General features: G+C 67.5%; 18 protein-coding genes. 7 read left to right on the top strand and 11 right to left on the bottom strand.

The window, feature by feature from the left end; translation table 11 throughout:
* The first annotated feature begins 34 nt into the window (after positions 1-34).
* The 3 genes from ASG64_RS07715 to ASG64_RS07705 are packed head-to-tail and all read left to right on the top strand — an operon-like array spanning position 35 to position 2118.
* A complete protein-coding gene (locus ASG64_RS07715; protein ID WP_056071729.1) occupies positions 35-583 on the top strand; it encodes a dihydrofolate reductase family protein in 549 nt (182 codons plus the stop codon).
* Positions 584-602: 19 nt separating this feature from the next.
* Positions 603-1439: a DUF4436 family protein gene (locus tag ASG64_RS07710; RefSeq protein WP_056071726.1), complete on the top strand. Its 837-nt coding sequence runs from the start codon at positions 603-605 to the stop codon at positions 1437-1439.
* Between the two features lie 49 nt (positions 1440-1488).
* On the top strand, positions 1489-2118 hold the full coding sequence (locus tag ASG64_RS07705) for an SOUL family heme-binding protein (protein WP_042574190.1): 630 nt from the start codon (positions 1489-1491) through the stop codon (positions 2116-2118).
* Here ASG64_RS07705 and ASG64_RS07700 read toward each other — a convergent pair whose 3' ends face one another.
* The 7 genes from ASG64_RS07700 to ASG64_RS07670 all read right to left on the bottom strand — a co-directional run bounded on the left by ASG64_RS07700 (position 2119) and on the right by ASG64_RS07670 (position 8213).
* Entirely contained in the window at positions 2119-2964 is an 846-nt protein-coding gene (locus ASG64_RS07700; protein WP_056071724.1) for a biotin-dependent carboxyltransferase family protein, read from the bottom strand. It lies immediately after the preceding gene.
* Positions 2964-3551: a 5-oxoprolinase subunit B family protein gene (locus tag ASG64_RS07695; protein ID WP_442971129.1), complete on the bottom strand. Its 588-nt coding sequence runs from the start codon at positions 3549-3551 to the stop codon at positions 2964-2966. Before ASG64_RS07695 ends, ASG64_RS07700 begins: the two co-directional genes overlap by 1 nt.
* A gap of 2 nt (positions 3552-3553) precedes the next feature.
* Positions 3554-4312, bottom strand: coding sequence for a LamB/YcsF family protein (locus ASG64_RS07690; protein WP_056071718.1), 759 nt, complete (start codon positions 4310-4312; stop codon positions 3554-3556).
* A gap of 90 nt (positions 4313-4402) precedes the next feature.
* Positions 4403-5497, bottom strand: a complete 1095-nt coding sequence (locus ASG64_RS07685; RefSeq protein ID WP_056071714.1) for a Fic family protein — start codon at positions 5495-5497, stop codon at positions 4403-4405.
* Positions 5498-5603: 106 nt separating this feature from the next.
* A complete protein-coding gene (locus ASG64_RS07680) occupies positions 5604-6470 on the bottom strand; it encodes a metal ABC transporter permease (protein ID WP_056071711.1) in 867 nt (288 codons plus the stop codon).
* 5 nt (positions 6471-6475) lie between these two features.
* A complete protein-coding gene (locus ASG64_RS07675) occupies positions 6476-7285 on the bottom strand; it encodes a metal ABC transporter ATP-binding protein (protein ID WP_056071708.1) in 810 nt (269 codons plus the stop codon).
* Between the two features lie 13 nt (positions 7286-7298).
* Positions 7299-8213 carry a metal ABC transporter solute-binding protein, Zn/Mn family gene (locus tag ASG64_RS07670; protein ID WP_042574271.1) on the bottom strand — a complete coding sequence of 305 codons (915 nt, stop codon included), beginning with the start codon at positions 8211-8213 and terminating at the stop codon, positions 7299-7301.
* Between the two features lie 184 nt (positions 8214-8397).
* Between ASG64_RS07670 and ASG64_RS07665 the strand changes: the two genes are divergently transcribed.
* Positions 8398-9486 (top strand): LacI family DNA-binding transcriptional regulator, encoded by a 1089-nt coding sequence (locus tag ASG64_RS07665; RefSeq protein ID WP_056071702.1) that lies wholly within the window; start codon positions 8398-8400, stop codon positions 9484-9486.
* Here ASG64_RS07665 and otsB read toward each other — a convergent pair.
* Positions 9483-12035 carry a trehalose-phosphatase gene (gene otsB / locus ASG64_RS07660; protein ID WP_056071700.1) on the bottom strand — a complete coding sequence of 851 codons (2553 nt, stop codon included), beginning with the start codon at positions 12033-12035 and terminating at the stop codon, positions 9483-9485. The genes ASG64_RS07665 and otsB overlap by 4 nt on opposite strands.
* Before the next feature lie 294 nt (positions 12036-12329).
* Here otsB and ASG64_RS07655 point away from each other — a divergent pair, with 294 nt between their 5' ends.
* Complete coding sequence (locus ASG64_RS07655; protein ID WP_042574181.1) at positions 12330-12623, top strand: WhiB family transcriptional regulator; 294 nt, start codon at positions 12330-12332, stop codon at positions 12621-12623.
* Positions 12624-12752: 129 nt separating this feature from the next.
* The gene (locus ASG64_RS07650) at positions 12753-13010 is read left to right on the top strand and encodes a DUF2277 domain-containing protein (RefSeq protein WP_042574180.1); all 258 of its coding nucleotides are present in this window, start codon (positions 12753-12755) and stop codon (positions 13008-13010) included.
* A 7-nt stretch (positions 13011-13017) separates the two neighbouring features.
* On the opposite strand, the gene ASG64_RS07645 is transcribed toward ASG64_RS07650, so the two are convergent.
* Positions 13018-14184 (bottom strand): globin domain-containing protein, encoded by a 1167-nt coding sequence (locus ASG64_RS07645; RefSeq protein ID WP_042574179.1) that lies wholly within the window; start codon positions 14182-14184, stop codon positions 13018-13020.
* 193 nt (positions 14185-14377) lie between these two features.
* Between ASG64_RS07645 and clpB the strand changes: the two genes are divergently transcribed.
* A complete protein-coding gene (gene clpB / locus ASG64_RS07640) occupies positions 14378-16924 on the top strand; it encodes an ATP-dependent chaperone ClpB (protein WP_042574178.1) in 2547 nt (848 codons plus the stop codon).
* Position 16925: 1 nt separating this feature from the next.
* On the opposite strand, the gene ASG64_RS07635 is transcribed toward clpB, so the two are convergent.
* Both ASG64_RS07635 and ASG64_RS07630 read right to left on the bottom strand, forming a co-directional pair.
* Complete coding sequence (locus ASG64_RS07635; protein ID WP_056071697.1) at positions 16926-18098, bottom strand: GTP-binding protein; 1173 nt, start codon at positions 18096-18098, stop codon at positions 16926-16928.
* A 22-nt stretch (positions 18099-18120) separates the two neighbouring features.
* Positions 18121-19908 carry an EAL domain-containing protein gene (locus ASG64_RS07630; RefSeq protein WP_156388289.1) on the bottom strand — a complete coding sequence of 596 codons (1788 nt, stop codon included), beginning with the start codon at positions 19906-19908 and terminating at the stop codon, positions 18121-18123.
* Positions 19909-19933 lie beyond the last annotated feature (25 nt).

The following is a 19933-nucleotide window of genomic DNA, read 5'->3' as shown; positions in this document are numbered from 1 at the left end:
GATCGTTGTCGGTGGGCGGGTGCAGAATCGTCCTGTGACCCGGAGCACCTACTTCACCGCCAGCACCCTCGACGGTTACCTCGCCGACGAGAACGACTCTCTCGAGTGGCTCTTCCGTCAGGACATCGACGAGCACGGTCCGATGAACTACGGCGACTTCATCGCGGACATCGGCGCGATCGTCATGGGTGCCACGACGTACGCGTGGATCCTCGAGCACAACGCGTCGACCGGGGAGGCGTGGACGTACGACATGCCGGCGTGGGTGGTGACCCATCGAGAGTTCGCGGCCTCCGAGCACGACGTCCGGTTCGTACAGGGTGACGTGGCCGACCTGTGGCCGGCGATAGAGGACTCCGCCGGCGGCAAGGACGTCTGGATCGTGGGTGGCGGTGATCTGGCCGCACAGTTGGCCGAGGCCGGCCACCTGGATCGGATCGTCGTCTCGATCGCACCGGTCACCCTCGGTGCCGGCAGGCCGCTGTTCCCGCGTCGGTTCGATCTCCGACTCGTTGACTTCGCGCGCAACGGCGCGTTCCTCTGTGCGGAGTACGACGTGCTGGAACCGCACGCGCAGACCTGAGTCCTGTCATCATCTGTCCATGACGACGGTGGGTCGCAGAGCGCGCGGTGTGGTCCTGGCAGTGGTCGTGGTCGCCGCCTACGTCGCGGTGATCCTGACCTACGCGCTCGGGAGTCCGACGGGCGCGCCGGACCTCCGCGAGCCCGCCCCCGGAAAGGCCCTCGTCTACCTCGACGTCGACACGGTCTCCGGTGAGAAGTTCTCGCTCGACGCGCGGGTGTCCGTCTATCCGGGTGAGGGGTTGACCGACGACGACGGCAACCTGGTCGACGACCTGATCGTCGACGTCACTCCGACGGCGAGTGCCGGGACACTCACCTTCCCGAGCGGGACCAGGGTGGGCCCGCTGCCGGTCTCCCTGTACGCCGACGGCGACATCCGGCACTGGCCGTTCGACACCTACGACGCGTCGTCGATCCAGGTGCGAGTGTTCTCGAACGAAGCCACCGGACGGGTGGCCGTGCCGTCGGAGATCGTGGTGACGGATTCCCTCACGTCCTGGAGTGTCGAGGCCGTCGATATCGACGCGTCGTCGGCGCAGGCCTTCGACATCCGGGTGTCCCGCACGGTCGGAACCACCATCTTCGACATCGCGATCTGCGTTGTCCTGGTGGTGCTTCCGATGTGCACGCTGTTCGTGTCGATCCAGACTCTGCGCCGCCGCAAACAGTTCCTGCCGCCGATCATGACGTGGTTCGCGGTGACGCTGTTCGCGGTGCTCCCCATCCGGAATCTGTTCCCCGGCGCTCCGCCGATCGGGTCGTGGGTGGATTACACGGTGGTCCTGTGGGTGGTGGCGGGCCTGGCGACGGCAATGGTGCTGTACGTCGTCGCGTGGTGGCGGCAGGGGCCCTAGGGGTGGGCGGCGACCGGGAGTCGGGCCGGTCCGCGCGTACCGTCGAGTCATGATCGAACGGCTGAGGACGACGGTGACGCAGGTGGCCGATGCCGCACTGGGGACCGTGGGGATTCGTGTGGGTACCGAGGAGCCACCGCACACCACCGAGACGCTCACGGGTGCTGTCGAGATCCGCCGATACGAACCCCGCATCGCCGCGGAAACCGTCGTGGACGCCGACGAGGAGCGTGCGCGCAACGAGGGTTTCCGCCGACTCGCGGGATACATCTTCGGAGGAAATCGGGGTGCCGACAGCATCGCGATGACGGCGCCCGTGGCCCAGTCGGCCTCGCGCGGACAGAGCATCGCGATGACCGCACCTGTGTCGCGCGAGGCGAGCGACGAGGGGTGGGTGGTCCGCTTCTTCATGCCGTCGCGATGGACGATGGACACTCTTCCGGCGCCGAAGGACGATCGGGTGCGCCTGGTGGAGGTGCCGGCCGAGACGGTGGCGGTGCTGCGATTCAGCGGTGACCGCGGTGCGCAGGCCGTGGCGGCACGCACCACGGAGCTGCTGGACACCCTGAAGTCCCGCGGCATCGACACGACCGGGGAGCCGATGTCGTGGTTCTACGATCCGCCCTGGACGGTGTCGTTCCGCCGCCGCAACGAGGTGGCCGTTCCCGTCGCCCGGTGATCAGACGCTGAAGCGGATCGTTCGTCCCGGAGCGCACTGCGCCGCGGATCCGAGATCTGCCGACGCCACGACGGCGATCACCGGGTAACCACCGGTCACCGGATGATCGGCGAGGAACAGCACGGGCTGTCCCGACGGCGGTACCTGCAGCGCGCCGGTCACCATGCCCTCGCTCGGGAGCTCGTCGTTCCGCGACCGTGGCAGCGGCTCGGCGCCCTCGAGCCTCATGCCGACACGGTCGGAGTCGGTCCCGACCGTCCACGGCTGGGTCGTCAGCAATTCGAGAGCGTGGTCGGTGAACCAGTCCGCCCGCGGGCCGGGGATCACCCGCAGGGTGGTGCGGTGCTCGAACGGGTACGGATTCACGTCCGCTCGAGGCCAGTCCTCGGCGTCGTGACCGACCGGCAGCACGGCGCCGGCCGTCACTCGCTCGGGTCCGATGCCGGACAGCGAGTCCGTGGACCGGCTGCCCAGCACGGGGGTTACGTCTATCCCGCCGCGGACGGCAACGTACGAGCGCAGTCCCACCGGCGACCAGTCGAGGCGGATCTCGGCGCCCGACGGCACCACGACGACGGCGCCGTGCCCCTGCGGTGCGCCGTCCACCGTGAACGGGGCCGGAGCCCCCGTCACCGCCAGAACCACCTCGGCGCGTGCGCGCAGCACCAGTCCACCGAGCGTCACCTCGAGCGTCGCGGCGTCGATCATGTTCCCCACCAACCGATTCGCCGCGTCGTGCGAGCGTCGATCGGCCGCGCCGGACGTGCCGACACCGAGCGAGGACCACCCGGTGCGTCCTCGGTCCTGCACGGTCGTCAGCGGCCCGGTTGCCAGTACCTCGAGCATCACATCACCGCGCGGAACTGCACCCGTGTGCCGGGCGCGAGCAGCGCGGGGTCGTCGCGGTTCACGTCCCACAGCGCCGCGTCGGTGCTGCCGATGATCTGCCATCCGCCGGGCGACGACGTCGGGTACACCCCGGTGTACTCGCCGGCCAACGCCACGGATCCCGCCGGCACCGAGGTGCGCGGATCGGCGCGGCGCGGGATCGACAGTGGCTCGGATCCGACCAGGTACGCGAAGCCGGGGGAGAAGCCACAGAACGCGGCAGTCCATACTTGGCCGGTGTGCACGGCGACGATGTCCAGTCCCGTTGTCGCGCAGACATCGTCGAGGTCGGGGCCGTCGTACCGCACGTCGATCGTGATCGTGTCACCGGAGCCGCCGAGCACCTCCGCCGGCGGCGTCTCACGGAGCCACGACGCCACCCGCGACGGCTCCGCATCCTCGGTCATCGTCACCAACACGGTGCTCGCGGCAGGAATCAGTTCGACGACACCGGGGTGCCCGCTCGCCCAGCCGGCATGGTGAGCGGCGACGGCGCGGACGTCATCGAGGTCGACCAGCAGGGCGTGATCACCGGCCGGTGAGATCTTCACGACACGAAGGGGGTCAGGGTGATGCCGTTGCGCGACAACACGTCACGTACTGCCAGCGCCATGTCGACCGCAGCGGGAGTGTCGCCGTGCAGGCACACCGAGTCGGCCGACACCGGGACGTCCACCCCGTCGACCGACGCCACCACGCCCTCGGTGACCATGCGGAGAACGCGTGCGGCCACCTCGTCGACGTCGGAGAGAACCGCGCCGTTCTCCCGTCGCGAGACCAGGGTTCCCTCCGCGGTGTACCCGCGGTCGGCGAACGCCTCGGTGACGGTGCGCAGGCCGGCGTCGGCGGCGATGTCGAGGAACACCGATCCGGGTAACCCGAGCACGGGGAGCGAGGCGTCGTACGCCAGTACGGCGTCGACGACTGCACGGGCCTGCACCTCGTGACGGACGATCGTGTTGTACAGCGCACCATGCGGTTTGACGTAGCGCACGGACCCGCCGACGCTGCGTGCCAGGCCGTCGAGCGCACCGATCTGGTAGATGACGTCGGCGCGGAGATCCTCCGCGGTCACGTCGACGAAGCGCCGTCCGAATCCCACGAGGTCGTGATACCCCACCTGCGCGCCGATACGCACGTCGGCGGCGACAGCGTCGGAGCAGGTTCGCAGCAGCGTGGACGGATCGCCGGCGTGGAACCCGCACGCGATGTTGGCGCTGGTGACGATGCGCAGCATGGCGGCGTCGTCGCCGAGTGTCCAGGCGCCGAAGCCTTCGCCGAGATCGGAGTTGAGGTCGATACCCACTCGTCCACACTAGGCGAGACCAGAGCGTGTCTCATGTGTAAAAAAAGGTCGGGTTTTTTGACACGTTTCGTCGACGTGTGAAGTTTCTTGCTACTGGCGGTCGTGGGGTCGCACGAGCAGTCGGAGAAACTCTCGGTTGATGAACAGTCGGTCCCGCCCGACCTTGCTCTCTTGCAACATCCCTGCGCCGACAAGTGCTGAGAGCCAACTTGTCGCTGTCGGTCGGGACACGCCACATCTCGAGACGACCGTGCTGATTCGGCAGTACGGCTGCTCGAAGAGAACTGACTGGAATTCGGAATCTGCACCGCCCTTGGAGACTGCGCGCGCCCGGTGGCTGAAGTCTTCCTGGAGTGCGCGGATGGCGTGCACCGTGTGAAGCGTGTCGTTGGACGTCCGTTCGACACCGGCGAGAACGTACAGAACCCACGCTTCCCACGCCGCGTCCGACGTGACCTCGAGCAGCAATCGGTAGTAGTCGTTCTTGGTGTCGTTGATGTACCGCGAGAGGTAAAGCACCGGCATTCTGAGGAGCCCGGCTTCGATCAAGAGCATGACGTTGAGGATTCGTCCGGTTCGACCGTTGCCGTCGGCGAAGGGGTGGATTGCCTCGAACTGATAGTGGGCGACGGCCATCCGGACCAACGGGTCCATGCCGTCGTCATCGTGTATGAATCGTTCCCACGCGCTGAGCTTCTCCTCGATCAGCGCACGCCCTTCGGGTGGGCTGTACACGACCTCCCCGGTGGAGGGGTTGCCGATACGAGTGCCGGGAATGGTCCGGACCTGCATCTCACGGCCCTTGATGGTGCTGCACACATCGATTGCGGTGGACGTCGTCAAGCCTCGCTCGGTGGTTCGATCGAAACCGACTTTCAGGGCAGTGCGGTATCTGAGCGTCTCGCGGGTGGCGGGGTCCGCACCGGCATCGTCGTCCAGGTGCCGGAAAAGTTCGTCCGTCGTGGTGACGATGTTCTCGATCTCCGAGCTGGCCTGCGCCTCGAGGATGGGGATCGAGTTGATGAGCACTGTCGGATTAGGTATGGACACGACCGCTTGATCGAGCTTGGCGAGTGCAGTGTTCGCCGCGATGGCAGCCTTCAGGACTGCGCGGGTTTCGAGCTCGTCGGCGCCGGGGGGTGGAGGAAGCTCGTTGAACGGGATGTCGGGTTGCCACGCTGCCATACGGAGACGATGGCACGCTGATGTGGACATGTAAAGAAATCGGCCCATTTTTTACATATCGGCGGGAAGTGTGAACTTTCTTTCGTCAGCCTTGCCGCGCATCCTGTCAGGTGACGACGGCGCGTGCCGGGGTGCGGCGGCCCACCGCCCGGCAGACGAGGTAGATCACGAACGAGATGGTGGTGACGAACGTCGACACGGGGACGCCCGGCGCGAGGGAGAGCAGGATGCCGCCCACCGCGGCAGTCTCGGCGAACAGGATCGACAGCCAGGTGGCGGTGACCGGGTTGGCCGTCACCCGCGACGCCGCGGCGGCGGGGGTGATCAGGAGCGAGAGCACGAGGAGGGCGCCGACGATCTGCACTCCCAGCGCGCAGGCGACGCCGACGAGAACGGCGAAGACGATGGACAGCAGCCGCATCGGGACACCACGTGCCTCGGCGCCCTCGGGGTCGGTGCTGGCGAACAGCAGCGGCCGGTAGACCACGAACAGCACCACGATGACGATGAGGGCGACGGCGAGAAGCAGGGTCAGGCCGGTGCTGCCGACACCGACGATCTGGCCGACGAGCAACGAGAAACTGGTGCCGGTGCGACCGGGGTAGGCCCACAGGAACAGCACCGACAGGCCGAGTCCGAAGCTCATGATGACGCCGATGACGGAGTCGCGCTCACGGGCTCTGCGTCCGAGCAGCGCGAACAGCACGGCGGCGATGACGGATCCCAGGATGGCGCCGACGCCGACCGCGAGGCCGACGAGCAGGGCTGCCGAGGCGCCGGTGAGGGACAGCTCGGACGAGCCGTGCACGGCGAAGGACCACTGACGGCTGACGATCAGCGGACCCAGTGCGCCCGCCAGGACACCGAGGATGGCGGCGGCGATCAGTGCTTGCTGCACGAAGTCGTAGCCGAGGAGGTCGGCGGTGGTGCCGAAGTCGAGAGCTTTGCTCAGTGCGTCGATGACCTTGTCCACTGGCCTCAGATTTCGTTGTCGAGATGGTGTGCGCAGTCGCCGCCCGCGGCACCGAGAGCGTCCATGGCGTCGCCGGTTCCGACCACGACGAGTCGGCCGCGCACGCGCAGCACCTCGACGTCGGTGTCGTACAGCTCCGAGAGCACCTCGGACGTCATGACGTCCTCGGTGGTGCCGATGCGGAACTTGCCGTCGACGAGGTAGACGATGCGGTCGACGATCGGCAGGATCGGATTGATCTCGTGCGTCACGAAGACGACGGACGTGCTGTGCGAGCGTCGGCGTTGATCGATCAGGTGCGCGACGACCTGCTGGTTGGCCAGGTCGAGGCTCAGGAGCGGCTCGTCGCAGAGCAGCACGTCCGGGTCGCCGACCAGGGCCTGTGCGACGCGCAGACGTTGCTGTTCTCCACCGCTCATCTGTCCCAGGGGCGCATCGGCGAAAGCCTGTGCGCCCACCGAGGCGATGGCGGCGTCGACGGCGTCGCGACGCGCGTGACGCCCGCGGAACCCGATGCCCCAGCGGTGACCGTCCCACCCGAGTCCGACGAAGTCGCGGCCGCGCAGCGGCACTCCCTCGTCGATCGCCTTCTGCTGGGGGATGTACCCGATGGACGAGCGTCCGCCGGCGATGCTGGCGGTTCCGGAGGTGAGGGACGTCTGCCCGAGAAGCACCTTCAGCAGGGACGTCTTTCCCGACCCGTTGGGGCCGAGGACGGCGACGAATTCTCCCGGTGCGACGGTCAGGTCGAGATCGGACCACAGGACACGCTCGCCGTACGCGAGCGTCGCCCCGGTCAGTTGGACGGACGTCATCGCCGAACTCGCGTCACGAGGTGACACCCAGCGCGTCCGCGAGGTCCTGCGCAGCGGTGCGCTGCCACGAGACGTAGTCCTGCCCGGCGGGCAGGGTCTCGGTGACCTCGACGACGGTGATGCCGTTCTCCTCGGCGATGCGGCGGACATCGGCCGTCACGGCGTCCTCGGTCTGGATGTTGTAGACCAGGACGTCTACACCCTTGCTGCTGAACAGGTCGCGCGTCGCAGCGACAGCGGCGGGCGAGGGATCGTTGCCCTCCTCGATGGCGTCCTCGAAGTCCTCGGGGGTCTTGTCGTCCACCCCGGCTCCTTCCAGCAGGTAGTGCGCGATCGGCTCCGTCTGCGCGACGGGTGCGCCCGGCTTCTGCTGGGCGATGCGATCCGTGATGTCGGTGATCTCGTGGATGTCGTCGTGGAACGCCGCGGCGTTCTCGGTGTAGTACGCCGCGTTGTCGGGGTCGACCTTACCGAGTTCCTCGGCGATCGCCTCCGCGGTGGCAGCGGCGATCTCGGGGTCGTACCAGACGTGCTCGTTGGTCTCGCCCGAATGGTCGTGGGCACCCGCCTCGTCGGCATGGTCGGCGTCGTCCGCGTGCCCCTCGAGCAGCGAGTACGCGTCGACGGAGGGCACGTCTCCCGCGGAGGCGAGAACGTCGTCCACGAACTCGTCGTAGCCGCCGCCGTTGTAGACGACGAGGGATGCCTCCGACAGCGCAGCGGCGTCGCCCGGGCTGGCCTCGTAGGAATGTGGGTCGGCCGACGGGTCGGCGATGATCGCGGTGACGTCGGCGCGGTCGCCCGCGACGGACTCGGCTACCGAGCCCCACACGTTCGTCGACGCGACGACGGTCGGTCGCCCACCTTCGGCACTGCCACCGTCCGAGGAACTGCATCCGACCAGCGCCGTCGCCGTGAGGGCCGTCATGCCGAGCGCGGCGACAGCGGTGCGAAGGGGGATTCGGGCGGGTGCGTACACGGCGGGTGCTCCTGGGTTGTTGGTTTGTTATCGCTAATGGAAACCGTTGTCACGACCATACCGGCCGACCTCCCCGAAGACGAAACCGTCCCGTAGGCGACGTCGACGCCGTCGAGCGGATACCGTCTCCTCCATGGCGAGGTCCACGGAACCGCGACGGATGGCCACGCTCGCCTCGCTGGCCGCCGAACTCAACATCTCGCGCACCACTGTGTCCAACGCCTACAACCGCCCCGACCAGCTCTCGCCCGAGATGCGACTACGGATCCTGGACGCGGCGCGCGCCCGCGGATACCCCGGCCCGGACCCCGTGGCCAGGTCGTTGCGGACCCGGCGCGCCGGCGCCGTGGGCCTGGTGCTCACCGAGGCGCTCAGCTATTCGTTCTCCGATCCGGCGGCCGTGCAGTTCCTGACGGGTCTCGCGGAGTCCTGCGAGCAGGCGGGGCGCGGTCTTCTGCTGATTCCCGCCGGTCCGGCCTCGACTCCCGAGGACGCCGCCGCCGTGGTCCAGCAGGCGGGTGTCGATGCGTTCGTCGTGTACTCGGTGTCGGACGACGATCCGCACCTGACCGCCGTGCGCGAGCGTCATCTGCCCACGGTCGTCTGCGATCAGCCGCGGGATGCTGCGGAGACGTCACTGGTCGGCATCGACGACAGGGCCGCGATGCGCGAGATCGCGGAACAGGTTCTCGCACAGGGTCATACGGAGATCGCCGTGCTGTGTATGCGACTGCGTCGTGATCGACACGATGGTCCCGTCGGCCGGGACCGGCGGGGCGCCATCACCTTCCACGTGCAACGCGAGCGCATCGCCGGGATCACGGATGCGATGACGGCGGCGGGCGTCGACCCGGACGTGGTCGTGGTGGAGCGCTTCGAGCACAGCCGCACGGCAGGTCGCTCCGCCGCCGCCGAGGCGTTGGAGGCCGCGCCCGGCGCCACAGCGTTGATCTGTACGTCCGATGTCCTCGCACTGGGAGCGCTCGATCACCTCGACTCCCTCGGCATCGACGTCCCGGGACGGATGTCCGTCACCGGCTTCGACGGTGTCGACGAGGCCGTTCGCGTGGGGCTGACCACCGTTCGTCAGCCCGTGCTGGAGAAGGGGCGTCTGGTCGGCGAGATCGTGCTGGGCGTCAGCCACTCAGGGGTCGACCGGACCGAGCACCTCCCGACGCATCTGCTCGCCGGGGTGACGCTCGGCCCGGTGCGGACCGGCTAGCGGGCCAGCAGCTGGGCGCACCGCAGCAGCCCGAGGTGGCTGTAGGCCTGCGGGTGGTTGCCGAGCGAGCGTTCGGCGACAGGGTCGTATTCCTCGCTCAACAATCCCGTCGGACCTGCTGCGGCGACGAGCTGGGTGAACAGAGCTTCGGCCGGAAGTCGTTGCCCGATCAGCAGATACGCCTCCACCAACCATGCCGCGCACAGGTGGAAACCGCCCTCGCCGCCGGGAAGGCCGTCGTCGTGGTGGTACCGGTACACCGTGGCGCCGCTGCGGAGTTCCGCCTCTGTGGCGACCACCGTGGCGGCGAATCGCGGATCACTGGGATCGATGAGACCGGACAGGCCGATGTGCAGGGTTGCGGCGTCGAGATCGGTGCCCCCGTACGCAGAGGTGAAGGACTGCGCCTCCTCGCTCCATCCCTTGTCCAGCACCTGACGACGGATGACGTCGCGCAGCGTGCTCCACCCGAGTTGGGCGTCGCGGCTGTAGGTGTCGGCGAGCCTGATGGCGCGATCGACCGTCAACCAGCACATCACCTTGGAGTAGACGTGGTGGCGCGGATTGCCGCGGATCTCCCAGATGCCGTTGTCGGGTTCGGACCATCTCCGTTCGACGGCGTCGACCATGGCGCACACGAGGTCCCAGTCCTGATCGGTCAGGATCTCGGTGTGTTCGGTGATGCCGCTCGCGGTGCGCGAGTCGGCCAGCGTCGTGATCAGGTCCACGATCGGACCGAACACATCGAGCTGCACCTGCTGATTCGCCGCGTTGCCGACGCGCACCGGACGCGACCCCGCGTAGCCGGGGAGCGCGTCGATAACGGCCTCGGGCGGCAGCGACTGGCCCCACAGCGTGTAGAGCGGATGCAACCGCTCGGGTCCGGTGACCGTCTGCAGGACGTCGTGCACCCACAGCAGGTAGTTCTCGGCTTCGGATCGCGAGCCGAGCGACACCAGTGCCGATGCGGTCAGGGCGGCGTCGCGCAGCCAGCAGTAGCGGTAGTCCCAGTTGCGGACGCCACCGATCTCCTCGGGAAGCGACGTGGTGGCGGCGGCCATGATGGCGCCCGAGTCGGCGTGCACCAGACCGCGCAGCGTCAATGCGGACCGCTTCATCAGGTCGGGCTTGAGCTGCGGCAGGGTGAGTCCGGCCGCCCAGTCGTGCCAGTACGACTCGGCCTGCGCGCGGCGCTCGGGCTCCGGAACTTCCGACGGTCCCAGATCCGATGTACCGCAACGCAGTTCGAGTACGACCGGTCCGCCCGACGGATCGATCTCGGCGCGGGCGGTTTCCTGCCCGTGCTCGGTGGTCACGGTCCAGGAGATACCGGGTGCGCGCAGCACCATCGGATCGTTGGTGCCGAACACTCGGAGGCCGTCGTCCTCGGCCTGGAGCCGCACGCGTGCCTGGCCGAACTCGGGGCGGGGAGCGAACGTGACCACTGCCTTCGCCTTGCCCGTGATCACGCGCGTGAAGTCGGTGCGGTCCCGCGGGACGTCGTGCGCGAGGTAGTCGTCGACCTGCAGGCTCGCCCACCGTGTCTGCACCGTCATGGTGCTGTCGAGGTACTGCTGACTGAGCGGCAGCGACGCACGCGCCGGTCCGACGGTGAAGTGGCCGGCCTCGTCGCCTCCGAGAAGGTGCGCGAACGCGGCTGCGGAATCGGGCTCCGGGTGACACAGCCAGGTCAGTCCGGCCTCGGGAGTCAACAGCGCGACCGATCGAGGGCTGGCGAGCATCGTGAGCCGCTCGATGCGGGGAGCGTCCGCACCCGACAGCCATCGGCGACGCTCCTCGTAGAGGAATGCGAGTGCGGCGGCGACCTCCTCGGTGCTCTCGACGCGGTACTTGGCCAGCGATTCGCCGTCACCGACCTTGACACCGACGTCGGGACCGTGGAGGCGTCGGAAAGCCTTCTCGTCGGTGACGTCGTCGCCGAAGAAGACCGCGGCGGACGCACCGTCCTGGTGGCGCAGGATGTCCAGTGCCTGGCCCTTGTCGGTGACGATCACGGCGAGCTCGATGACGGACTTGCCCTCGGTGACCTGCACGCCGTCCCAGGTGGCGGCCCCCGCGCGGACCTCGTCGAGCGCGCGCGCGCCCGCCTCGGGATCGGCGTTGCGCACATGCAGGGCCGCGCTGGCCGGCTTGGTCTCGACAGAGATGTGTTCGGCGCGGGAGGCGATCGACCTCAGTTCGGAGACCACTCGCTCGAGAAGGGCCGTGGCCTCGCTGCCGAGTTCGGTGACGAAGCCGGCGTCGAACTCGGAGCCGTGGCTTCCGACGAGCTGCACCTCGACGGGCAGGCGGGAGAGGATCGCCAGATCCCGCAGTGCGCGCCCGGAGATGACCGCTGCCTGTGTGCCGTCCAGACCGGCGAGTGCACGCAGCGCTCGAACCGACTCGGGGAGCGGGAACGCCTTCTGCGGGTCCGACACGAACGGTGCCATGGTGCCGTCGTAGTCCGACGCGACCAGCAGTCTCGGGACCCGCGCGACACCGACGAGTGCGCGGCGGAGATCGAGGGGGAGGTCCACTGCACTCACAGCGCACACCCGTGACGGCGGCGGCCTGTACGGCAACGAGCGGGACGACAACCAGGGCTTCTCACGAGGTCAAACTTAAGGGAGAGCGGGCCGTCGCGCCGCATCGGGGATCGAGGCTCGGCGGTTGTGCACTCGGGGGTTCGGCGATGTCGGCGGGTTCGGCGATTATCTGTAACTCGTCGATACGTCCTGGAGGTGCTTCCCGAATATGCGGCATTAACTTTTTGGACGATTGTTCGTAATGTAATACTGACAGCGTGACGTCGCATACGAGGCGAACTAACGAGGAGCGTCATGTCCAAGCCTGTCGAGTTACCCGAACCTATAGCCACGACCTGGGAGTGGCAACTGCACGGACTGTGCCGCGGGATGGATTCCGCAGTGTTCTTCCATCCGGAAGGTGAACGGGGACATAAGAGAACGGCCCGTGAGGAGCAGGCGAAGCGCGTCTGCCAACAATGCCCGGTGATGCAGCGGTGCCGCGAGTACGCGGTGGCCGCGGGGGAACCGTACGGCGTCTGGGGCGGATTGTCGGCTCCCGAGCGTTCGCTGATCGAAGGACTCCAGGATGTCCGCGCAATCGGTTGAACGAATGAATTCACGGTGATCGAAAACGGCGTAAAGCTTGGAATGTCAGAATATTCGAGCTAAACACCTGTACGTCGTAAACCCGATGATCGTTGTCCGGGTCGGGCTGCAGGTCTACGCTCGCCTGGCATGTGCAGAAACATCACCGAGCTACGCGGCCTCGAGCCCGCGGCGACGGACGAGGAGATCGAAGCGGCTGCCCGGCAGTTCGTGCGCAAGGTCAGCGGGCTGCGGACCGTCTCGGATGCCAACCGTGCCGCCTTCGAGTCGGCGGTCGCCGAGGTGACGGAGACGACGACCCGACTGTTGGGTGTCCTGCCGCCCCGGAAGCAGCCGCCACAGACAGTGCCGCCGCTACGGCGACTGGCGCACGCGCATCCGCACTGACCCGGATTCAGCCCAGGGGATCGTGCTGGACGTTCTGCATCGGGGTTCCCACCCGACGCAGCGCGTACAGCGTCGTGCGCACCATCGAGGGTGACCCGCACACCTGGATCTGCCGGTCCGCCCACGATCCGAACCGCGTGACCACCTGACCGAGCTTGCCCACCATCGTGTGGTTGAGGCCGGGCGGGAACTCCCGCGCCGGGCCGGGGCGCCACCACGGCTCTTCCGGGTGCTCGACGACGGGGACGACGGTGAGCCACGGGTTGGTCCGCGCCAGATCCCACAGGGTGTCCAGGTCGTAGAGGTCGCTCGGATACTCGCCGCCGACGAACAGGTGGACCCGCGGAGTGCGACTGCGCATCGCCATCGCCATGAGCTGGGCACGCAGCGGCGCGATCCCGGTTCCCCCGGCAACCATCAGGACGTCCGGGCTGCCGGGCGCGGTGTCGAGACTGAGACCGCCCAGGGGTGGGCCGAGCAACCATCGGTCGCCGACCACCGTCTCGGACACGATGGCGGGACTGACCCACCCGGCGGAGACCCGGCGGACGTGGAACTCGATGCCGCGGTAGTCGTTCGGCGCAATCGCGGGGGACAGGTATCGCCACATGCGCGGCCGCTGCGGGATCTGGACGCTGAGGTACTGGCCGGCCTCGAACGGGATGTCGTCGTCGGTCTGCAACCGGACGACGGCGAGATCCTCGAGAAGCCGATGATGTTCGACGACGGTGGCACCCCAGTAGGGCGGCAGGTCCTCGGTGTCCGCGCCCACGGCCATCGAATTGCAGATGATCGACACGACGCGAGCCCACGCATCGTCCGTGTCCGACGTCCACGTCGACTCGTCACCCGAGATGCGGAACGCCTCCACCAGCGCGTTCCGGGCGGCGAGGAAGTGCGCTCCGGTGAGTCCGTGCTTGCGGTGATCGCGACCCAGCTGGTGTAGGAACGGCAGGAACTCGCTGTCGTCGAGGTGTGTGACCACGTAGTCGACGGCACGGACGAGGCGGTGCCTCTGCTGGTCCATCGCCGCCGGGAAGTAGCCGCGGAAGTCGGGATGTTCGGCGAAGAGGCGCGCGTAGAAGGCCTTGGCGACGGACTCGGCGCCGTCGTCCGCCGACAGCACGGCAGCTACTCCGGCACGCACGTGCGCGAGGGCCTGTGCGTCGAGCAATGGGCACCTTCATCGTGTTCGAGTGACGGGTGGGGTTCGCCCTCGAGACTACTGGTCCTCACCGACGTGCGGCGAGCCTCCCGCTGTCCTGCGTGTTGGACCGTCAACTAACTTGAGCGGAATAGACTCAAGTCCGGTATGGTTGATCCCGGCGACACCAGGTTCGACATGCACGACAGAAGGAAGGTGACCGGTGGACTCGTTCACACCCACAACGAAGACCCAGGCAGCGCTCACCGCTGCACTGCAATCAGCATCGGCAGCGGGAAACCCGGACATCCGGCCGGCTCATCTGCTCGTCGCTCTGCTCGACCAGACCGACGGCATCGCAGGTCCCCTCCTGAAAGCTGTCGGCGTCGATCCCGCCGTCGTGCGCAAGGACGCTCAGTCCCTGGTCGACCGCATGCCGTCGGCGACCGGGTCGACCACGCAACCCCAACTGGGGCGCGAGGCTCTGGCCGCCATCACCGCGGCCCAGCATCTGGCCACCGAACTCGACGACGAGTACGTCTCCACCGAACACATGGTGGTCGGACTCGCGACGGGTGACTCCGACGTCGCCCGCATCCTGCAGGGCCACGGCGCGACGTCCGCAGCACTGCGCGATGCGTTCACCACGGTCCGCGGCAGTGCGCGTGTGACGAGTCCCGATCCGGAGGGCACCTACCAGGCTCTCGAGAAGTATTCGACCGATCTGACCGACGCCGCGCGCAGCGGCAAGCTCGACCCGGTCATCGGGCGCGACACCGAGATCCGTCGCGTCGTGCAGGTCCTGTCCCGTCGGACCAAGAACAACCCGGTACTGATCGGTGAACCCGGCGTCGGCAAGACCGCCATCGTGGAAGGCCTCGCCCAGCGCATCATCGCCGGCGACGTGCCGGAGAGCCTGCGCGGGAAGACCGTCGTGTCCCTCGACCTCGGATCGATGGTCGCCGGCGCGAAGTATCGCGGAGAGTTCGAGGAACGGCTCAAGGCCGTCCTGGACGACATCAAGAACTCGGCCGGACAGGTCATCACGTTCATCGACGAGCTGCACACCATCGTCGGCGCCGGCGCTACCGGTGAATCCGCGATGGATGCGGGCAACATGATCAAGCCGATGCTCGCCCGCGGTGAGCTGCGGCTCGTCGGCGCGACTACTCTCGACGAGTACCGGAAGTACATCGAGAAGGACGCGGCCCTCGAGCGCCGGTTCCAGCAGGTGATGGTCGGGGAGCCGTCCGTCGACGACGCCGTCGGCATCCTCCGCGGACTCAAGGAGCGGTACGAGGTGCACCACGGTGTGCGCATCACCGACTCCGCGTTGGTCGCCGCCGCTACGTTGTCCGACCGCTACATCACGTCGAGGTTCCTGCCCGACAAGGCGATCGACCTCGTGGACGAGGCCGCGTCGCGTCTGCGCATGGAGATCGATTCGCGGCCTGTCGAGATCGACGAGATCGAACGCGTCGTGCGTCGGCTCGAGATCGAGGAGATGGCGCTGGCCAAGGAGACCGACGACGCGTCGAAGGCTCGCCTCGAGAAGCTGCGCGGAGAACTGGCCGACAGCAAGGAGAAGCTCGCCGAGCTCAGCACACGGTGGCAGAACGAGAAGAACGCCATCGATTCCGTCCGAGATCTCAAGGAGCAGTTGGAGTCTCTGCGCGGAGAGTCCGAGCGAGCCGAGCGCGACGGCGATCTGGGCAAGGCCGCCGAACTGCGGTACGGACGCATCCCGTCGCTCGAGAAGGAGCTGGCCGAAAAGACCGCGGCCACCGTCCCGCAGGGCGATGTGATGCTCAAGGAGGAGGTCGGGCCGGACGACGTCGCAGATGTCGTCGCCGCATGGACCGGCATCCCCGCCGGGCGCATGCTCGAAGGCGAGACGGCCAAGCTCCTACGCATGGAAGACGAGCTGGGCAAGCGCGTCGTCGGCCAGGCCGACGCCGTGCAGGCAGTGTCCGACGCGGTCCGCCGGGCTCGTGCCGGTGTCTCCGACCCCAACCGTCCGACCGGATCGTTCCTCTTCCTGGGCCCGACGGGCGTGGGCAAGACGGAACTCGCGAAGACGTTGGCGGACTTCCTGTTCGACGACGAGCGCGCGATGATCCGCATCGACATGAGCGAGTACAGCGAGAAGCACTCGGTGGCCCGCCTGGTCGGTGCTCCTCCGGGATACGTCGGCTACGAGGCCGGTGGCCAGCTGACCGAAGCGGTGCGCCGTCGCCCCTACACGGTGGTGCTGTTCGACGAGGTCGAGAAGGCGCACCCGGACGTCTTCGACATCCTGCTCGCCGTCCTCGACGAGGGCCGTCTGACCGACGGTCAGGGGCGGACCGTCGACTTCCGCAACACGATCCTGATCCTCACCTCGAACCTCGGTGCGGGTGGCGACAGGGAGCACGTGATGGCGGCAGTGCGCAGTGCGTTCAAGCCCGAATTCGTCAACAGACTCGACGACGTCGTGGTCTTCGATCCCCTGAGCGAGGAGCAGTTGGAGTCGATCGTCGACATCCAGCTCGAGCAGCTGCAGCGTCGGTTGTCGACACGCAGGCTGACGCTCGACGTCACCCCGTCCGCTCGGTTCTGGCTGGCCGTCCGTGGATACGACGCCCAGTACGGCGCGCGTCCGCTGCGCCGGTTGATCCAGCAGGCGATCGGCGACCAGCTGGCCAAGCTGTTGCTCGCCGGCACGATCGTCGACGGCGACACCGTCGTGGTGGGTGTCTCCGAGGGTGGAGATGCGCTCGAACTGAGCTGATCTACAGCGCGTGAGCGTGCATGTCGACAGTCCACGTGGGCAGCGGGTCCGGATAGCCTTTCCAGGCGTCCGGGCCCGCTGCCATTTCGTCGTCCGTCAGAACCGCCGCGCGGAGGATCGACTCGACGTCCCTGTCCTGCAACCGGATACCGATGACGACAATCTCCTGGCCCGCCGGCACGTCGATCTCGCTCCACGGTTGTGCACCGTCGATCGTCAGAGCCGGCCCCGCCTGTGACCACACCGCAGCTCGCTCCGGCCTGCTCGCGATCCAGCAGAAACCCTTGCTGCGCAACACACCCTGCAGGCCGTCGAGTGCGGTAGCGAGCCGGGTCGGATGGAAGGGACGATCGGAGACGAAGACGGTGCTCGAGATCCCGAACTCCTGCGTCTCCGGAAGGTGTGTGCCGGCGAGTTCGTCGTCCCAGCCCGGTGCATGCAGGGCTGCCTCCGGGTCGTAGAGGCCGGTGTTCAACACGCGTGCCGGGTCCACCGCTCCACGCGTCGTCACGACCACGTCGGCACGCGGATTCAGCCGTCGCACAGCAGCTTCGGTGGCACCGGCCAACGCCTCGGAGACCAGGTCTGTCTTCGTCAACAGAACGATGTCCGCGAACTCGACCTGGTCGACCAGCAGATCCGAGATGGATCGCTCGTCGCCGTCGGCCACGTCGAGGTTCCGAGTGTCGAGGGTGTCGCCTCGTGAGATCTCGCCCAGGAAGGTCGACGCGTCGACGACGGTCACCATGGTGTCCAACCGGGCCAGTGTGCCCAGGCTGACGGGGGAGTCGCCGTCGGCATCGCCGAAGTCCCAGTCGAACGACGCCGCAACGGGCATGGGTTCGGACACTCCCGTCGATTCGATCAGCAGGTAGTCGATGTCACCCGCCGATGCCAACTCGCCGACTGCCTCGATCAGGTCCTCTCGGAGCGTGCAGCAGATGCAGCCGTTGGTGAGCTCGACGAGACGTTCCTCCGTGCGGTGAACGCTGGTCGTACCGGTGACGGAACCGTCGAGAAGTCGCGCGTCGATGTTGATCTCACTCATGTCGTTGACGATCACCGCGACTCGTAGACCGTCGCGGTTCGCCAGGATGTGCTCCATCACGGTCGTCTTCCCCGCACCGAGGAATCCGGACAGGACGGTGACGGGCAGCAGGGATCGTGAGGTCATGCATTAATGATAATCATTGTCATTAGCTAAGGATGGGCGGGGTGGTCGTCATCAGCGCCGATGCCGCGGGCAGCGGCTTGCCCAGCAGATATCCCTGCACCATGTCCGCGCCCACCTCACGGGCCGTCGCCAGTTCCTCGGGAGTCTCCACGCCCTCGAAGATGCAGATCGCGCCGATCTCACGGCTGAAGGTCGAGACGGAGATCGCCGCCGCCCGGCGCATCGGGTCGGAATCGATCCCGCGCACGATCGAGGCGTCGAGCTTGACCACGTCCGGACGCAGCTCGACCAGCTGCCGGAGCCCCGAATATCCCGATCCGACGTCGTCGACGGAGATGAGAACCCCTGCGCGTCTGAGCATGTCGACCGCGACGCCCATGCCGTCGTAGTCCTCGATGCGGTCACGCTCGGTGACCTCGACGACCCACTGTCGGCGGACCATGTGGTCGACGAGACTGCCGGCGAGGTCGGTGGACAGAATCGTGTCGGCGGACGCATTGACCGCGACGAACGCCCCGGCGGGCAAGGGTGCCGACGCCGTGATGGCGGCGTCGATGGCGCAGACCTCGAGCTCGACCCGCAGTCCGACGGTGTTCGCGTCGACGAACCACGTCTGCGGAGATCCGTGCCCGTCGGGGAAGCGAGACAACGCCTCGTATCCGACGACGTCGCCCGTGCCGGCCGTACAGACCGGCTGGAACACGATGTCCGGCCCGCCGTCGGCGATCAGCGCCGAGATGCGGTCGTGGATGGCCTGAACGGCGGTCGAACCCTGCAGCCGCGCCGCATGACGCCGATGCATCGTGGCTTCCGCCCGTGTCATCAGACGGTGCAAGGTCGACCCGGCGTCCGCATGTGGATCCACGGCTTCGGTGATCGATCCCGTCGTCAGGGTGACCGGTGCGCTGCGCAACGTCGTCGACTCGAGCGCGGCGCCGAGTGCTCTGCTCTCCTCGCGGCCCGACTCCTCGTTTCGTGCGCGATGTACGCACAGGAACTCGGACGTGGACAGCCGGGCCAGAAGTGCCTCGGTCGGCGACGCATCGACGAGTCGTTCGGCGATCTCCACGAGCACCTCGATGGAACTGTCGCGGCCGAAACGCTGATCGACGTCGGCGAAATCCGCGACATCCACGACGGTGGCGGCCATCGTCCACGGTCCGTGCGAGCCCTGGGCGTTCTGCGACATCGACGACATCCGGTTGTAGAGGCCGCGTCGGGTCAGCAGGCCCGTCAGCGGATCGCGTTGCGCCGCATCGACCTGTCGCCGGAGGAAGGCGACATACATGCGGATGGCGAACGGCGTCGCGAACATGCTGCCCAGGGCCAGGGTGCGCGAGAGCGTCACCCACACCTCCGTGCCGTCCCGCAGGGACAGAACCGTCAACACTCCCAGGACGCACAAGGAGTACGCCACGTGCAGGACCAAGGTCCTGGTGCCGGTGAACGCCGCCGCGAACAAGGACACCAGGACCAGGACGGCGATGGACGGCATCGACAGGAAGGCCGACTGGAACATCGCCATGACGGCGACGACTCCGATGTCCGCGTAGATCACGTACGCCGTCTCGAAGTGCGGCAGACGTTTCTCGGTGAGCCAACCCAGCGCCACCGGGATGGTGGTGAGCGAGAAGATCAGGATGAGTATCGCGCCGCCGGGGCGTAAGAACTGCGACGGCATGAGAACCAATCCGCACACCCCGACGATCAACGTGCTGACGGCGATGACCGCTCGTGAGCGCTCCGCCGGCCTGGGTGTCAGCGCGAGGAAGGACAGCGCGGGATCGGGGCTGATCCGCTGTGATCTCACGAGGCTCGTTTCCGCGGTCGGCACT

The organism is Rhodococcus sp. Leaf247 (assembly GCF_001426185.1).
Taxonomy (GTDB): domain Bacteria; phylum Actinomycetota; class Actinomycetes; order Mycobacteriales; family Mycobacteriaceae; genus Rhodococcoides.
The sequence above is the reverse complement of the archived record's forward strand: the minus strand, read 5'-3'. Positions and strand labels throughout refer to the sequence as shown.

Coding starts and splice junctions, on each gene's coding strand:
- ASG64_RS07710 (WP_056071726.1), top strand. CDS start 603: ATGACGACGGTGGGTCGCAGAGCGCGCGGTGTGGTCCTGGCAGTGGTC.
- ASG64_RS07705 (WP_042574190.1), top strand. CDS start 1,489: ATGATCGAACGGCTGAGGACGACGGTGACGCAGGTGGCCGATGCCGCA.
- ASG64_RS07700 (WP_056071724.1), bottom strand. CDS start 2,964: ATGCTCGAGGTACTGGCAACCGGGCCGCTGACGACCGTGCAGGACCGA.
- ASG64_RS07685 (WP_056071714.1), bottom strand. CDS start 5,497: ATGGCAGCGTGGCAACCCGACATCCCGTTCAACGAGCTTCCTCCACCC.
- ASG64_RS07675 (WP_056071708.1), bottom strand. CDS start 7,285: ATGACGTCCGTCCAACTGACCGGGGCGACGCTCGCGTACGGCGAGCGT.
- ASG64_RS07670 (WP_042574271.1), bottom strand. CDS start 8,213: ATGACGGCCCTCACGGCGACGGCGCTGGTCGGATGCAGTTCCTCGGAC.
- ASG64_RS07665 (WP_056071702.1), top strand. CDS start 8,398: ATGGCGAGGTCCACGGAACCGCGACGGATGGCCACGCTCGCCTCGCTG.
- ASG64_RS07655 (WP_042574181.1), top strand. CDS start 12,330: ATGTCCAAGCCTGTCGAGTTACCCGAACCTATAGCCACGACCTGGGAG.
- ASG64_RS07650 (WP_042574180.1), top strand. CDS start 12,753: ATGTGCAGAAACATCACCGAGCTACGCGGCCTCGAGCCCGCGGCGACG.
- ASG64_RS07635 (WP_056071697.1), bottom strand. CDS start 18,098: ATGACCTCACGATCCCTGCTGCCCGTCACCGTCCTGTCCGGATTCCTC.